This window comes from Glutamicibacter sp. AOP12-B1-11 (genome assembly GCF_052379245.1).
Classification (GTDB): domain Bacteria; phylum Actinomycetota; class Actinomycetes; order Actinomycetales; family Micrococcaceae; genus Glutamicibacter.
Genome location: NZ_JBQSYL010000005.1, coordinates 1 through 15,432, shown reverse-complemented (window position 1 = coordinate 15,432; position 15,432 = coordinate 1). Strand labels below are relative to the sequence as shown.

Annotated in this window: 15 protein-coding genes and 1 tRNA gene; 5 read left to right on the top strand and 11 right to left on the bottom strand. The window is 58.6% G+C overall.

Annotated elements, in window-relative coordinates:
* Positions 1-34: 34 nt before the first annotated feature.
* A complete protein-coding gene (locus ACT3UQ_RS03960) occupies positions 35-529 on the top strand; it encodes a DUF2505 domain-containing protein (protein ID WP_096287575.1) in 495 nt (164 codons plus the stop codon).
* A 228-nt stretch (positions 530-757) separates the two neighbouring features.
* The gene (gene nhaA / locus ACT3UQ_RS03955) at positions 758-2,041 is read left to right on the top strand and encodes a Na+/H+ antiporter NhaA (RefSeq protein ID WP_308727260.1); all 1,284 of its coding nucleotides are present in this window, start codon (positions 758-760) and stop codon (positions 2,039-2,041) included.
* A 97-nt stretch (positions 2,042-2,138) separates the two neighbouring features.
* Here the strand turns inward: nhaA and sufU are convergent, their stop codons facing one another.
* From sufU to ACT3UQ_RS03935, 4 genes are all read right to left on the bottom strand, one after another.
* Positions 2,139-2,591, bottom strand: coding sequence for a Fe-S cluster assembly sulfur transfer protein SufU (gene sufU, locus ACT3UQ_RS03950; RefSeq protein ID WP_105553840.1), 453 nt, complete (start codon positions 2,589-2,591; stop codon positions 2,139-2,141).
* Positions 2,592-3,893 carry a SufS family cysteine desulfurase gene (locus tag ACT3UQ_RS03945; RefSeq protein ID WP_105553841.1) on the bottom strand — a complete coding sequence of 434 codons (1,302 nt, stop codon included), beginning with the start codon at positions 3,891-3,893 and terminating at the stop codon, positions 2,592-2,594.
* 198 nt (positions 3,894-4,091) lie between these two features.
* On the bottom strand, positions 4,092-4,673 hold the full coding sequence (gene pth, locus ACT3UQ_RS03940) for an aminoacyl-tRNA hydrolase (RefSeq protein ID WP_105569857.1): 582 nt from the start codon (positions 4,671-4,673) through the stop codon (positions 4,092-4,094).
* 45 nt (positions 4,674-4,718) lie between these two features.
* Complete coding sequence (locus ACT3UQ_RS03935; RefSeq protein WP_105553843.1) at positions 4,719-5,003, bottom strand: 50S ribosomal protein L25; 285 nt, start codon at positions 5,001-5,003, stop codon at positions 4,719-4,721.
* A 302-nt stretch (positions 5,004-5,305) separates the two neighbouring features.
* Here ACT3UQ_RS03935 and ACT3UQ_RS03930 point away from each other — a divergent pair, with 302 nt between their 5' ends.
* Positions 5,306-5,749, top strand: a complete 444-nt coding sequence (locus tag ACT3UQ_RS03930) for a DUF1801 domain-containing protein (RefSeq protein WP_105569856.1) — start codon at positions 5,306-5,308, stop codon at positions 5,747-5,749.
* Between the two features lie 83 nt (positions 5,750-5,832).
* On the opposite strand, the gene ACT3UQ_RS03925 is transcribed toward ACT3UQ_RS03930, so the two are convergent.
* The 3 genes from ACT3UQ_RS03925 to ACT3UQ_RS03915 all read right to left on the bottom strand — a co-directional run bounded on the left by ACT3UQ_RS03925 (position 5,833) and on the right by ACT3UQ_RS03915 (position 8,545).
* Positions 5,833-6,813, bottom strand: a complete 981-nt coding sequence (locus tag ACT3UQ_RS03925) for a ribose-phosphate diphosphokinase (RefSeq protein ID WP_096287589.1) — start codon at positions 6,811-6,813, stop codon at positions 5,833-5,835.
* A gap of 70 nt (positions 6,814-6,883) precedes the next feature.
* Positions 6,884-8,335 carry a bifunctional UDP-N-acetylglucosamine diphosphorylase/glucosamine-1-phosphate N-acetyltransferase GlmU gene (gene glmU, locus ACT3UQ_RS03920; protein WP_105553845.1) on the bottom strand — a complete coding sequence of 484 codons (1,452 nt, stop codon included), beginning with the start codon at positions 8,333-8,335 and terminating at the stop codon, positions 6,884-6,886.
* 135 nt (positions 8,336-8,470) lie between these two features.
* Positions 8,471-8,545: transfer RNA gene (locus ACT3UQ_RS03915), tRNA-Gln, on the bottom strand.
* Positions 8,546-8,733: 188 nt separating this feature from the next.
* Here ACT3UQ_RS03915 and ACT3UQ_RS03910 point away from each other — a divergent pair.
* Positions 8,734-10,521 carry an ABC-F family ATP-binding cassette domain-containing protein gene (locus ACT3UQ_RS03910; RefSeq protein WP_096287593.1) on the top strand — a complete coding sequence of 596 codons (1,788 nt, stop codon included), beginning with the start codon at positions 8,734-8,736 and terminating at the stop codon, positions 10,519-10,521.
* Positions 10,522-10,863: 342 nt separating this feature from the next.
* On the opposite strand, the gene ACT3UQ_RS03905 is transcribed toward ACT3UQ_RS03910, so the two are convergent.
* The 4 genes from ACT3UQ_RS03905 to ACT3UQ_RS03890 form a co-directional block, all read right to left on the bottom strand.
* Complete coding sequence (locus tag ACT3UQ_RS03905; protein WP_105569855.1) at positions 10,864-11,427, bottom strand: GNAT family N-acetyltransferase; 564 nt, start codon at positions 11,425-11,427, stop codon at positions 10,864-10,866.
* Positions 11,428-11,656: 229 nt separating this feature from the next.
* A complete protein-coding gene (locus ACT3UQ_RS03900) occupies positions 11,657-12,142 on the bottom strand; it encodes an AAA family ATPase (protein ID WP_181148478.1) in 486 nt (161 codons plus the stop codon).
* A 355-nt stretch (positions 12,143-12,497) separates the two neighbouring features.
* Entirely contained in the window at positions 12,498-12,944 is a 447-nt protein-coding gene (locus ACT3UQ_RS03895; RefSeq protein ID WP_105553849.1) for a cytidine deaminase, read from the bottom strand.
* 130 nt (positions 12,945-13,074) lie between these two features.
* A complete protein-coding gene (locus tag ACT3UQ_RS03890) occupies positions 13,075-13,632 on the bottom strand; it encodes a TetR/AcrR family transcriptional regulator (protein ID WP_105553850.1) in 558 nt (185 codons plus the stop codon).
* A 31-nt stretch (positions 13,633-13,663) separates the two neighbouring features.
* On the opposite strand from ACT3UQ_RS03890, the gene ACT3UQ_RS03885 reads away from it, so the two are divergent.
* Positions 13,664-15,226, top strand: coding sequence for an MFS transporter (locus tag ACT3UQ_RS03885; protein ID WP_105553851.1), 1,563 nt, complete (start codon positions 13,664-13,666; stop codon positions 15,224-15,226).
* Positions 15,227-15,432 lie beyond the last annotated feature (206 nt).

Here is a 15,432-nt window from a genome sequence, read left to right as displayed (position 1 = left end):
ACCGCCGAACCTTTCAAGAACGGGATTCGTATTCATGGCATTGAACGCAAGCACGCAGATCGCGCACCCTGCAGACAAGGTCATCGCGACCTTGGCCGATCGCGGTTTCGCCGAGCATCTGACCTCGCTCGCCAAGGGCACGTTGACGAGTTTCACCGTTGAGGGCGACACCAATAGCGCCTTCACGCTGACCACCGTCCGCGCGCTGCCCACCGACCGCGTGCCGGACTTCGCCCGTAAATTCGTGGGCGCTTCCATTGATGTCACGCAGGTCGAGCAGTGGAGCGCACCGGATGCAGCAGGCAATCGTTCGGCTTCGGTGAAGATCAACGTGGCAGGCGTCCCGGTGTCGGTCTCCGGCACCGAATCGTTGAGCCCAGCCGGTGAGCAGAGCGAATTCGCTATCGATGCGAAGGTTTCCTCGTCGATTCCGTTCATCGGCGGCAAGCTTGCCTCCGCTGCGGAGCCGTACCTGGGCAAGGCGCTGAACATGCAGGCCGCTCAGGTCAATGAGTGGCTTTCGCGCTAACCGCCGTCAAGAACCAGCGGCAAGATCCCGGGTCGGTGTGAAGATGCGCTCACCCGGGATTTTGTGGTTCGAGCCACGTTTCGCGCTAGTGTTAAAGTCAGGTGTGCCGGGAAGTCTGGTCGGCGAACAAATTTTCATTTATCGAAGTAAGCGAGTTCAACAATGACTCCAACGCCCTCTTCAGGTTCGCCAAGGAACCTGTTTTCGCGCCCAAGCTACAAAGAGTCGGTGCGCATTGGAGATATCCTGCGCAAGGAAACCGTCGGCGGCATGGTCCTCATCGCTGGCGCGATCCTCGCTCTCATTTGGGCCAACACGCCGATGCGCGATTCCTATTTTGCGCTGCGTGATTTTCATTTCGGGCCCACCCTCTTCGGTGTCGACCTGAATCTTTCCATCGGCCACTGGGCAGCCGACGCCTTGCTGGCGGTGTTCTTCTTCCTGACCGGTCTGGAATTGAAGAAAGAATTCGTCATTGGCGATCTGCGCAACGTCAAAACCGCGGCGGTCCCGGTTGCCGCTGCCTTCGGTGGCGTGCTGGTTCCGGCATTGGTCTTCGTGGCTATCGCCGCCGGTTCCGGGGGCGGCACCGAGCTGCTCCGCGGCTGGGCGATCCCCACGGCGACCGATATCGCTTTCGCCGTCGCGGTGCTTGCCGTCATCGGTTCGGCTCTGCCGGCCGCGCTGCGCATCTTCCTGCTGACCCTCGCGGTGGTTGATGACCTGATCGCCATCGTCATCATCGCCTTCGTCTTCACCGACGAGCTCAAGCTGGCCTACCTCGGGCTGGCCCTGATTCCGATCATCCTGTTCACCGTGCTGGCCCGTTCCCTGGGCAAGTTCTTCGCCAAGCGCGCCTGGGCGGCGTGGGCGATCCTGTTGCCGCTGGGCGTCATTACCTGGATCTTCATCTTCGGTTCGGGAATTCACGCAACCATCGCGGGCGTGGTTCTGGGCTTCTGCATCCCGGTCAAACGCACCGACGGTCGTGAAGGCTATGGTTTGTCCGAACTCTTCGAGCACCGCTTCCGTCCGCTCTCTTCCGGTTTCTGCATCCCGATCTTTGCCTTCTTCGCCGCGGGTGTCACTGTGGTTTCCTCCGATTCCGGCGGCGGCGGGCTGTTCACCGACCCGGTGCTCTGGGGCATCGTGCTTGGCTTGGTGCTCGGCAAGCCGATCGGCATCATGGGCTTCACCTGGTTGCTCACCAAGTTCACCAAGGCGTCCTTGGATAAGGACGCCAAATGGGCTGACCTGTTCGGCGTGACGCTGCTGGCGGGCATCGGCTTCACCGTCTCCTTGCTGGTCTCCGAGCTGTCCTTCGGTCTGGAATCGGTGCACTACGAACATGCAAAGGTCGCAATCCTGGCCGGCTCCTTCATTGCCGCGATCCTCGGCGCCTTGTGGCTGATCCCGCGCAACCGTGGGTACAAGATCATTGCCGCCCGCGAAACACGCGATGACAACAAAGATGGCATCCCGGATGTTTACCAGCCCGGCGACAAAGACTAGCTCTGCTTGACGAAGAAACCCTTGCTCGGCACATTTTCAATGTGCGGAGCAAGGGTTTCTTTATATCTAGAGGCTCTGGCGCTGCCCTGAGATCCGCTCAGGCGTTGGCACCCAGCATGGCTGCTTCGGCTGCCACCCAGGCGAGCATGGCGCACTTAACGCGTGCCGGGAACTTGGAGACACCAACGAATGCCGCAGCGTCTTCCAGCACGTCCTCGTCCGGAACCATGGTGCCCCGCGAGCGCATCATTTCACGGAAGACTTCCAGCTTGTCCAGGAATTCATCCTTGGTCATCTCCGGGAGCATCTCGCTGAGCACCGAGGCGGAGGCCATGGAGATGGAACAGCCGTCTCCTTCCCAGCTCATCGCCGTGAAATGCGCGTCGCCATCCAGAGCCACGCGGACACGGATCTGATCTCCGCAGATGGGATTGTGCTGGTGCGATTCGCCATGCAGTTCGCCGTCTGCCGGGTCGACCAAGGGCGAGCCGAAACGACGCCTGGCATGGTCGAGGATGACCTGTTGGTACAGCTGATCTAGCTCGTTCATTTAAACTCCAAAGTATTCACGCACGGAGGCAACGGCCTCGATCAGCGCGGTAACGTCCTGCTCGGTGTTGTAAAGGTAGGTGCTTGCACGAGTCGTGGCAGATACTCCCAGGGCACGGTGCAGCGGCTGGGCGCAATGGTGTCCGACGCGCACGGCGATGCCGCGCGAGTCCAGGAACTGGCCCACATCATGCGGGTGGACCCCGATGACTTCGAAAGGCACGGTGCCGATGCGTTTGATGCCGGAGGGACCGAAAACGCGCACGCCTTCCAGCTTGGACAGTCCCTCGAAGAGCATGGCCCCGAGGTGTTCCTCCCAAGCGGCAATGCGATCCATGCCGATCTCGTCCAAGTAGCTGGCGGCGGTAGCCAGCCCGTGGACCTGCGCGATGCGCTGTGTCCCGGCTTCGAAGCGCTGCGGCGACGGAAGAAATTCGGCATGTTCCATATCGACCACGGTGATCATCGATCCGCCGGTCAGGAACGGCGGCATGGCGTCCAGCAGCTCGGCACGGCCGTAGAGGCCGCCGATGCCTGTTGGGCCGAGCATCTTATGTCCGGAGAAGGCCATGAAGTCCACGTCCAGGGCCTTCACGTCAACGGGCATATGCGGGACCGACTGGCATCCGTCCAGCACCGTCAGTGCTCCGACCTTCCGCGCGGCGGTGACAAAACGCGCGACGTCCGTGATGGTGCCCAGGACGTTGGACACATGGGTGAAGGCCACCAATTTGGTCTTCTCGTTGATCAGCTCGTCGAGCAACTCATAGCGCAGTGCCCCGTGCTCGTCGACCGGCACGTAACGCAAGGTCGCGCCGGTGCGGAACGCCAATTCCTGCCAAGGGATCAGGTTTGCGTGGTGCTCGATCTCGGTCACCAGGATCTCATCGCCGGCACCGATCCGGAAGCGTGCGGAAGACTCGCCGCCGCGGCCGAGCGAGGCGTTGGAAAGCGAGTAGGAGATGAGGTTCAACGCTTCGGTGGCATTCGAGGTCCACACCAGTTCGTTGCTGCGCGCGCCGATGAACTTGGCCACGGTCTCGCGTGCCTGCTCGAAAATATCGGTGGCTTCAACGGCGAGGGTATGTGCACCGCGGTGCACTGCCGAGTTGGCGTTCTCGTAGTAATGCTGCTCGGCTTCGTAGACGCAGCGTGGCTTCTGGCTGGTCGCTCCGGAGTCCAAATAGATGAGCTCGGTGCCGTTGACCTGGTGCTCCAGGATTTCAAAGTCTGCTTTGATCCGTGCGACCTCTGCTTGAGAGAGCGCTTCGGTGGTTTCTGGGTGACCGGTAACCGTCTGCACGTGGTCCTCCGAGGTAATGGATGTGGTTTGCCAGATCGCTTAAGCTGATTAGGCAAAGGGTACATTAGCTAATTATTCCACTCTAGAACGCAGAACACATCTAAGTAAGTCCTTAGTTAGCAACCCCTCAGCAAAGGCAAAACGGCCAGAACCCCTGCCGCAGTGGCAAAAATTCTGACCGCTTTGATCGCAATACGATCAGGAAGTGTGAAACTTCTCCTGCGCCGCTTCCAACCCGGAGGACATCAACAGTTCGACTGCGTCCGCCGAATTGTCGATGAGAAACGGCAGCGCTTGCTTTTCGGTTTTCGAGAAGTCCTGCAGCACCCAGTCCGCGGTATCCATGCGCCCGGCGGGACGCCCCACGCCGGCACGCACGCGAAGATAGTCCTTGGAGCCCATGGCCTTGGAGATATCGCGCAGCCCGTTGTGGCCGCCTTCTCCCCCGCCGCGCTTGAGCTTGACCGTATCGAAGGGAATGTCGATCTCGTCGTGGACGACGATCAATTTTTCGATCCCGATGCCAAAGAATTTGGCGAGGTTCGCGACCGGTCCACCGGAGAGGTTCATGTAGGTCAGGGGTTTGGCCAAGACGATGCGGGGTCCGCCGATGCCTAGCCGGCCCTGGATAATCTGGGCACGCGAGGAATGGGTTTTGAATTTAGAGCCGGAACGTTGTGCCAACTCGTCGAGCACCATGTGCCCGATATTGTGCCTATTGCCAGCGTAGCCGGGCCCGGGATTCCCGAGCCCGGCTACCAGCCAAGTGTCATTGCTCATGAGTCTTAGCTACTAAAAGCTGTATTGCAGTTCCGAAGAGTGCAATTACGCAGCGATCAGCAGGTCCATGTGATCAACGGTGCGGTTGATGGCGTGGACCTGAACATCCTTGATCGAGGTGGTTACTTCCTTGCCCTCGATGTTCAGAACCAGCTGAACGCTGCGGTCACGGATGGCCAGGGTGGTCTCGTGGATTGGCAGCAGGATGTGCTGTGGCTCGGAGCCTGCACCGTAGATGACTGCTGGGATCATGCCGTCGCGGCGGGCCTGACGGGCTGCGCCCTTGCCGAAATCGGAACGGACTACGGCGTCAAGGTTGACAGATGCCATGATGAATCTCCTTAGAGTAAATGAATGCTACTTCTTACGCCCTGCGTGGACCTGGGAAGCATCCATCATCTGGAGATGAAAGAGCTTTTCCGGCCTTGTCGATAACGGCTACATCAAAAAAGATGTTTCCCTCGCCTGGGCACAATGAGTAATTCTACCAGTTACTCACCCCGGAGAAAAAACATGTAGCCCATCCCACATCATCAAGAGATGATACCTTTTGGCATAGTTCCGCTCCCCCGGTAGCGTGGCAACAATCCAATAGATCAACGGTGAGAATCCGCCTAAACCAAGGAGCACTTGTGGCTACGAAACAACCAGCGATGTCACCGTCCGAGATGCCGGTTTCAGAAGTCTTGGACCGTGCCCCCGGGACACGGCGGGCCGAGGCCGAGGAGCTGCTGAGCCTCTATCAGGAAATCACGGCAGAGACACCGGTGGTCTGGGCCGGGAAAATCATCGGGTTCGGTGAATACGAATACTTCCATGCCAACGGGCGCAGCGCACGGGCGCCGCTCATGGCCTTCGCCCCAGGATCCGCAAAGCACACCCTCTATCTCCAAAGCGATTTCGCCGAGAAGTGGCCCGAACTGCTCGCGGCGCTCGGCCCGCACCGGGCCAGCAAGGCCTGCCTCTATCTGGGACGGCTGTCCAAGATCGATCTGGGCGTGCTTCGTGAGCTGCTCGAAGCCTCTCACACCTTGGCGCGCACCGAAGCCGGGCAGGGTCCGGTTTCCGACGGCTGAGCTTCATGCGCTGGTAAATAGCTTTTAACGGCCTCTGGCCGGCACCCGAAGGTGCCGGCCAGAGGCTTGCGAAACGAGGACTGCTAGGCGCGGCCGTCGAAGAGGTTCGTCACCGAACCTTCGTGGAAGACCTCGGAGATGGCGCGAGCCAGCATCGGTGCGATCGAGAGCACGGTGAGGTTCTCGAAGCGCTTCTCTTCAGGGATCGGCAGGGTGTTGGTGACAACCACTTCGGTGGCACCGGACTCGGCCAGACGCTGCGCGGCAGGCTCGGAGAACACCGCGTGGGTGGCGGCGATGATGACGTCCTTGGCTCCGGCTTCCTTCAGCACGCGCACCGCGCCGGCGATGGTTCCACCGGTGTCGATCATGTCGTCGATCAGCACCGCGGTGCGGCCTTCAACCTGGCCCACCACGGTTTTGGACTCGGCCTGGTTAGGCATGGTCAGATCGCGGGACTTGTGGACGAACGCCAGCGGGGCACCGCCGAGGCGTTCGGCCCACTGCTCGGCAACGCGCACGCGGCCGGTATCCGGGGACACCACGGTAACCTGCTCCACATCCACCTTGGTGCGGATGTAGTCGGCCAGCAGCGGGAAAGCAAACAGGTGGTCCACCGGACCGTCGAAGAAGCCCTGGATCTGCGCGGTGTGCAGATCGCACGAGATCACCCGGTCTGCGCCTGCGGTCTTGAACAGGTCTGCGACCAGACGAGCCGAGATCGGCTCGCGGCCACGGCCTTTCTTGTCCTGGCGGGCATACGGGTAGAACGGTGCGACCACGGTGATGCGCCGCGCCGAGGCGCGCTTCATCGAATCGATCATGATCAGCTGTTCCATCAGCCAGTTGTTCAGTGGGGCCGGGTAGGACTGCAGCAGGAAGACTTCCTTGCCGCGGACCGACTCATCCGACCGAACGTAGATCTCGCCGTTAGCGAAGTCGTAGGCGTTCAACGGGAGCAGTTCGGTGTCCAGTTCCTTGGCGACTTCCGCTGCCAGTTCCGGGTGTGCCCGGCCGGTGGCCAGGACCAGCTTTTTATCGACATTATGGCTGATTTCACTCATGGGGTTTGCTTTCTCGCTCGCTTCGCTATCACGTATGAGGTGGTCTGAGGAAATGACTTCCTCGAATGAATTACTCGGAATCCGAGCCATTCAATGAGGACTTGAACGCGGCGTCGGCCGAAGGGGTGCCGGGGCGCTTCTCCAGCGTCCAGCCCTCGGTGTTGCGCTGCGGGGCCACGGACAGCGCAAGCGCACCGGCCGGGACGTTTTTGCGTACGATCGCGCCAGCGCCGGTGTAGGCGCCGTCCCCGAGTTCTACCGGGGCGATGAACACGGTGTTCGAGCTGGTGCGCACATGCGAACCGATCTTGGTGCGGTGCTTCTTTTCGCCATCGTAGTTGGCGGTGATGTTGCCGCAGCCGATATTGGTGAATTCGCCGATTTCGGCATCCCCGGCGTAGCCGAGGTGCGAGAGCTTGGAGCCGCGGCCGATGGTGACGTTCTTGGTTTCGTAGAACGCGCCGATCTTGCCGTCCGGGCCGAGCTCGGTCCCCGGGCGCAGGTAAGCGAATGGACCCACGCTGGCTCCCTCGGAGATGCGCGAGTCGGTAGCGTCGGTGCGCTTCACCGTGGCGTTCTGGCCGACCACCACGTTGGTCAAGGTGGTGTCGGGGCCAACTACCGCGTTGGTGCCGATGATGGTCTCCCCGTGCAGCTGGGTGCCCGGCTTCAGGGTGACATCCTGGCCAATGATGACCGTCGCGTCGATCCAGGTGGTGGCCGGATCAACGATGGTCACGCCCTGGCGCATCCAGAATTCGGCCTTGCGCTCGTTGTAGATGCGGGCCAGGTTGGAGACCTGGACGCGGTCGTTCGCGCCCTCGATCTGCCAGCGGTCGGCGATCTGCGAGGAAGCGACGCGGCCGCCACGCGAGCGAGCAATGGCGAGCACGTCGGTCAGGTACATTTCGCCCTGCGCGTTGTCGGTGGTGACCTCGGTCAGCGCCGAACGCAGCATGGCGGCATCGAATGCATAGATGCCGGAGTTGATTTCCTTGACGGCCAGCTCGGCCTCGTTGGCATCTTTCTGTTCGCGGATGCCGGAGACGTCCCCGTTCTCATCGCGAAGGATGCGCCCGTAGCCCGAAGGGTCATCCAGCTCGGTGGTCAGCACGGTGACCGCGTTGCCGCTGGCCTCGTGGGTGACAACCAATCCGGAGAGCACCTCGCTGGTGAGCAATGGCACATCGCCGTAGGTCACCACGACGGTTCCTTCGAGGGCTGGATCCACCGCTTCAAGGCCCTGCTGCACGGCGCGTCCGGTGCCGGGAACTTCGTCCTGGTCGGCAATGGTGATGTTCGGGAACTGGCCCAGAATATGCGCCGCCACGAGGTCACGCTGGTGACGCACCACGGCGACCAAGCTCTTTGGCTCCAACGCAGAAGCTGCGTGCAACGCGTGGGAAATCATGGAACGACCTGCGATTTCATGCATGATCTTCGGCTTCGCCGATTTCATCCGAGTTCCCGCGCCTGCGGCGAGGACGATAACGGCTACTGGTGCGTTGACCTGATCGCTCAAGTGCTTTCTCCTGCGAAGTCGAGTTTGAGGTTTCCGGCATTGAAGTAAAACCCCGGTGACAGTCTATCGCGCGGAAGAAGATCGGCTTAACTGGCGCCAAAAAGAAAAGCGCCCGCAGGGGGCGCTTGAGCAAAGTGGTTCCGCCCGTAGGATTCGAACCTACAATGCACAGCTCCAAAGGCTGGCGTGTTGCCATTACACCAGGGCGGAAAACGCACCGCGCGGGCATTGCCCGTTTAGCACGCTAATTATTCTGCCACGTTCCATGTCCTGAGTGAAATCGCACAACACACCCAAGAAGGGGTATTTTTGTCCTTCCAGCTGTTCTCCGGCAAAAAATCACCGGTTCCAGGTGATGCGGATCCGTCTCGATTTGCCCTGCTTCGTAAACTAGAGGTGTGGCTCATTTACTCGGGGGCGAAACCCTACATCTGGAATATCCCACTCACGTCGTATTCGACTCGGTCACCATCGGTATTTCCGAAGGTGACCGCATCGGGCTCGTGGGACGCAACGGCGAAGGCAAATCTTCGCTCCTACGCATGCTCGCGGGCAAAATCGAGCCGCACTCAGGCCGCGTGACTAGACGCAGCGGAGTGCGCGTCGGTGTGCTCGACCAGAGCGATACCTTGGATTCCGACGCTACCGTGCACTACGCGCTGGTCGGCGACATGGAAAACCACGAATGGGCCGGCGAGGCACGCATTCGCGATGTGGTTTCCGGCCTGGTGGCGGATTTGGATTGGGAAGCGAAAATTTCCACCCTCTCCGGCGGCCAGCGACGACGCGTCGCCTTGGCCGCATTGCTCGTCCAGGACTGGGACGTGGTCATCCTCGACGAGCCAACCAACCATTTGGACGTCGAAGGCATTTCGTGGCTGGCGAATCACGTGAAGAATCGCTGGGCGAAGAATTCGGGCGGGCTCATGGTCGTAACCCACGACCGCTGGTTCCTGGACGAGGTCTGCACCGACACCTGGGAAGTCCATGACCGCCTAGTTGAACCCTTCGAAGGCGGCTACGCCGCGTACATCCTGCAGCGCGTCGAGCGTGATCGCATTGCGGCGGTGACCGAAGGCAAGCGCCAGAACATGATGAAAAAGGAACTCGCTTGGCTTCGCCGAGGTGCCCCGGCGCGAACTGCCAAACCGAAGTTCCGCATCGAAGCGGCAAACCAGCTGATCGCCGACGTTCCACCGGTTCGCAATCCGCTGGAACTGAAGAAGATGGCAACCACGCGTCTGGGCAAGGATGTGGTGGATCTCTTGGACACCGAGGTCAGCTTCGGTGAGAAGCGCATCCTGAAGCCTTTCACCTGGCGCATCGCCCCGGGTGAGCGCACCGGCCTGCTCGGTGCCAACGGCGCAGGCAAGTCCACGCTCTTGGGCCTGATTGCAGGAACCGTATTGCCTACCGGCGGCACGATCAAGCGCGGCCAGACGGTTAAGCTCGCGGTGCTGGACCAGCAGTTCCGTGAATTGGAAAAGATCGGCGAGGATCGGGTCCGAGAGATCTTGGCCCGCTACCGCACTACTTTTAATGTGGACGGCAAGGATCTGACCCCGGCGCAGCTTTTGGAGCGCTTGGGCTTCTCCTCGGCACATCTGTCCACCAAGGTCCGGGAACTATCCGGTGGCCAGCGCCGCCGGCTTCAGTTGCTGATGATCCTGATGGATGAGCCAAATGTGCTGATCCTCGATGAGCCGACTAACGATGTTGATACCGACATGCTGGCCGCCCTCGAAGATCTGTTGGATTCTTGGCCAGGTACCTTGATTGTCGTTTCCCACGACCGCTACTTGCTAGAACGCGTCACCGATCAGCAGTACGCAATCCTCGATGGAAACTTCCGTCATGTGCCAGGTGGCGTAGATGAATACCTGGAGCTGCGCAGTTCAGAAAGCTCCAAGGGCTCGGGCAACCCCACAAGCGCTTCTGCAAAGGGCGGCAAAACTGCGGGCGGCTCGGGCGTTGACCGTCGAGCCGCGCAGAAAGAACTGAACGCGAACGTGCGCAAGGTCGGTCAGCTCGACCAGAAGATCAGCAAGCTGAACGAAAAGTTGGCAGCACATGATCAAAGCGACTTCGAAGGTCTGGGCAAGATCACGGCCGAGATTCGTGAACTTCGAGAACAAGTTGACGTCCTGGAAGAACGTTGGCTGGAACTGTCAGAATTAGTCGACTAGTCGGCCGCTTCGGGTACTTCCTGAATTGACGAAATGGTGGCGCAGAAACTTCGGTTTCTGCGCCACTATTTTTATGGAGCAAACGCCCAGAAATGTGTCCCGCTTAGCCCCCGTTCACCGGGCATTTTCTCGGGCGGGGTATATGGGAATGCGAAATCGTTGGAAACTCGAAGTTTTGAAAATATCAGAAGTCAGCTGAGCGTCTGTCCCGTATAACGACCGTCTTGCGGGACGGTCCCGAACGATAGTCCCAACATACCCCTGTGGGACGAAGCGACTGTTGCAGAGGTGAAGATGATTGCTTGCGGGTTCCCGCATACGGACTGGTCTGAAGCTGGAAACCTAGGCCGTCCATGGAAGTTTGTGATGCAAGGCATGCAGGGTCACGGTTCCGCCGTAAATGGGAGAGGTGCCGAGCTCCGAAAAACCCCAGTGCCTATACATTTCTCGGACTTGGGTGGCTTGGCCAAAAACACCTAGGACGGCATCTTGTTCGGCTCGGTTAGAGAGAAGTCCACGGATGCATTGTTTGGCTATCCCACGGCCTCGAAAGTTTTCGTTGACAGCGAGTTCCTGGACAACCAAGGTTCTCGAAGGCAAGATGTCCAAATCTAGCATTGGCGGCATCCCATTGAGTCGTTGCAACCAAGAGCTGTCCTGGTCAAGCCTCTGAGATAAAGCAAAGCCGACCAGTTGATCATCGTGCCTCGCCACGACAAGCCGCCCACCAGGACTAGCAAGTTTCTCTGGGCCCCATTGAACAATACTTTGTAGCTCATCTGCTGATTCATTGTAAGGATGGGCTGCGAAACACAAGACGAAGAGATTTGTGACTTCAGCCCAAATCTCGTCCGGGGCAACATGCTCGAACCGGACGTAACCAACTTCTTGATCGGTCTCTCTCATAGTGACTCAGTCTATGTCTTGTTTCCTCAGGAGCATTCCAGGCGAGGAAGCCAGCGCGACATCAGGCATGACGCTTTGCCCAACAACAACGTGCCGGGCCGGTGTCCGCAAAGGTGCTATCTATCTTCGGGATACGCCGTGGTGATGGTTTCGTCCCGTAGAGCGTTCCTCTTACGTACGTTTCCCCAGAGGACCGGCTTACGGGAAACCTGTAGGTGAAAAGTTCCTTCTAGCGGGTGGGGCGCTGCAAAATACGTTCAACGATTTGCTCGGGAGTTTCATCAGCAACAATTCGCATCTCTGATACGAACGGAAGAGGCTGCCATCCGTGGTACCAACCGCGCATATCTTTATCGCTGAATTCAGTGGCTTGCGGTCTCGTCGAATGTCGATTGACAGTCTCTTCGAAAGCGAGATCGAATGAATAAAATCTGGCATCAGCAGTATGCGCTGCCACGCGCTCTAACATTCCCCCGTATCTGGAGGCGTTAAAGATCCCTTCCAGGATTACGTTGTGTCCACGGTTTAGACAATGAATGGCAGCAATTTCGAGTAGGTCTGCGTGAGCTAGGCTTTCCTGCTCTCGCTCATGGTAAATAACTCTGCGAAAGTGATCCTGCTGAAGCACCGCTGTAAGTTTCCCGAGTTTGGTTTGCAGCATGCGCGCGATCGTGCTTTTCCCTGAGGCTGAATTTCCACGAATCACTATCAACATACACATCACCTGCATTCCTTAAGATCCAAATATGAAACCGATACGCATCGCTGCACGCAGATGACCTCATTCTAGCTCTGGCATAGATGACGGCGTCCCACAGAGCGTTCGGCATGCGGGCGTACTGCCCAGATGCTGAAGGCTCCGAACACCCACCGCAAACTCATCGGCTAGCGACCGGCTCATGGGACGGATCGTAGACTCTCATTTTTAGGGAACCTAAAATCTGGCACGACTCCAAAAATGGTCCGCTTAGTGCAACATGGCATTGCAATTAGTAAAGCGTGGACTGCATTAGCCAGTGGAATGTATGCGGGACGAAAGCCAACGACGCGAAAAGAAGTATTGCCTTCGGTTATCCGTTGTGGTCCGCAGTAGTTGGCCATGCCCCATCATCGGTGAACTCCGTGGCCCAGTAGTACGGATTGACTTCAATCAGCGTACGCGCAGCCCACCCTCCAGCTGAGCCGGGATCTGATACCGCGACCTGAACGTCCGGCCCCCAAAGTGCGAGTCTTTCTTGACAAAGACCACAAGGAGCAAGAATCGTAACTTGGTCTTCACCGGCTGCCTTGCTCACGCAAACTGAGGCGGTTACTCGTCGATCCATGTTGTACGCCTGACAGATGGCACCCGTTTCAGCACACAGGTTAGCCGCAGCATTAAAATTGTCGAGGCTGATGCTAGTTAATATTTGTCCATCTTCGAGGTACAAGGCGGCAGCGACGGCCTGCTCCGCATCTGGCCAGCGACGATTGATGTGTTCTATTGCCGCGTTGACGAGTTTTTGGTTAAGTTTCATAAACGCATTCTGGCATGAACCACTCAGCAAAATGTTATTGGCTAGTTCTAACCTTTCAAATTCCCGCGTCTGTTCATTCCGTCGACCGTCCAACTGAGCGTTCGGCTTGCGGGATTCCGTGCTAGGTGGCCTAGATGGTGAGCAAATGATTGATGATTGGACGCAGTGCCGTACAGAATTCCGCTGCCTGTGTCGGGTCATATAGAAGCCGGAGCGCGAAGCCGTCTGAAATAGCAATGATGCCAGCCGCAGCAGCTTCCGGTTGCGCTGTACCAAAAGACCGCAAGGCCTCTACCAATTGTTCAGAGACTAGCTTGTCCTGGCCTATAAGGATTTCAGCGATCCACGGTGTGTGGATAGCCTCGGCAGCGAAGGCATTCCAGGCGATGGCCTCTTCTCTGCGCTGCTGGTCGAGGGGCAAAGTTTCCTCGACCATGCGAACCAGGTAGTCCACCGCATCTCCACTGAAAGGGAGAGCATTCATACGCGCCTCGGCTCTGGAAATAACCAGATTAACGGCGGCACGGAGCAGGGCTTCCTTGTTGGAGAACGTCTTTTGCAAGGCCCCGACGGACCAGCCCGAATCTGCTGCCACGGTTCGGATACTGACAGCTTGGATACCGCCACGAACAATCAGGTCCAGTACCGATGCGGCAAAGGCTTCCCGCTTATTTATCCCTGATTTCATAAACACCAGAATACGTGTGTATTCTCTGAATATGAAATCGCCATCAACTACCCAGAGCGCTCCCGTTCGCCAATCCTCAGCGAGGTGGTCGGCAGCGCTGGTCGGTGGCCCCGCAGACTTGCTGGATTTCCTTATTCCCCTTTGGGCGGGAACAGCGCTCGGGCTGGATGCGACCGTGATAGGCGTACTGGTTGCAGCGGAACTCTTTGTCTCTTTTGCCGCCAGGTTTCCCGCCGGGCTGCTGGCCGATGTGTGGGAACGTCGGAATATTGCAGCTGCTGGGGCAGTGTTGTATGGGCTCTCGTGCGCTGGATATGCACTATCCGCGGGTTCGGCAATGGCCTTTATCTCGGCGGCACTCGGTGGGTTTGGGGGTGCGTTGTTCTGGGTGTCGTTACGGGCCATAGTGAGCGAATCGGCGGGCACAGATTCGTTTGCCTTTCCCAAGCTGATGACGTGGCAGGAAACTGGATCTTGGGTGGCCTTCGTCGCCGGCCTGACACTAATCAGTTCACTGAATTTCCAAGGTGTTTTCTGGGCCGCTTCCGGTGCCTGCTTCGTCGCTGCGGTAATGATCGCAACAGCACCTCGACGCGCCACTGTGTCCCCGAAACAGGCAGAGTCAGCCTTCCCGACGCAGCGACTACGACCAATGCTGGTTGCTACCGCACTAACCTCGCTGGCTGAAGCAGCAATTGGCTTGCTGTTGCTGCTGCACCTTCAAAAGGCTTTCGACCTCGACGTGGTTTCCATCGCGCTGGTATTCCTGCCTGGCGCCATCGTGATAAGCCTGGTTCCAGGGCCAGCACACCGGATCACTTTGAGGATCGGACGGCGCAGAGTCGCAGCTATCGCAGCGCTATCCAGTGCCACATTCGCGTTCACTTTAGCGTTCGCGCCCTCACCTTTGCCGATCGCCGCCCTGTGGATTCTTAGTGCAGCGGCGTGGGCAGCTATCATCCCGATCGAGCAATCCGTCATCGCCGAGGTAGCACGTGAACGCGGCGGAAAAGGATTTGGGCTCTACGAGTCAGCCAAGTTGGCCGGTGCCGGAGTCGGTGCGCTAGTGGCTGGCGTCAGCTATGAGACAACTTCCTGGCAGGTTGCCTGCATCCTGTTTGCGAGCGTCATCGCCGCCGGAGCCATCGTCACGCCGTGGGCTGTACGTCGTTCTGGCGCCGCCAACGTCCCCCGGGACGAGCCAAGCCCGGTGACAGCACCGGCTGTTTCTACTTCAGAGGAAATGAACACGCCAGGCCCACAGGCCTGGCAACCCGAACATAACCAAGAGGAAAAGATGATGGCAACAACCAAGGCAGATAACTCCAAACTCACTGGCCTCGGCTGGCATCTACTCATTTTCGCCATCGCTCAGATCGCACTGGCCTTCACGGGCATGTCCTGGATAGTGGACTCATTCAGCACCAACGACTTCGGCGAACACCTCGCCTCCGGAGGCCGACCCGAGCTCGAAGGAATCCCAAGCTTCTTGTACGGCGCAGGAAAGATATGGGTCATCTTCTTCGTCATCGACGTCATATGGACACTGATCTCTAGTCGAAAAGGCAGCCAGACCCCGAACAAACAAGAGTAGTAAGCAATCCCAATCGAGAATGCCGGTCGCCCTAGCGGGGATTGCGGTCACACTAGTCACCAACTCGTATGTATCGGCTTGCGCAAGCTCGCCTACCACGGCCGGTTCCAACTTCAACCTGCTCCATCGCTGAATTACGGTCAACAAATAAATCTGAGCCGAACTCATCAAATAGTATCCCAGTGAAGGTTCCTCTTGTGCGCATT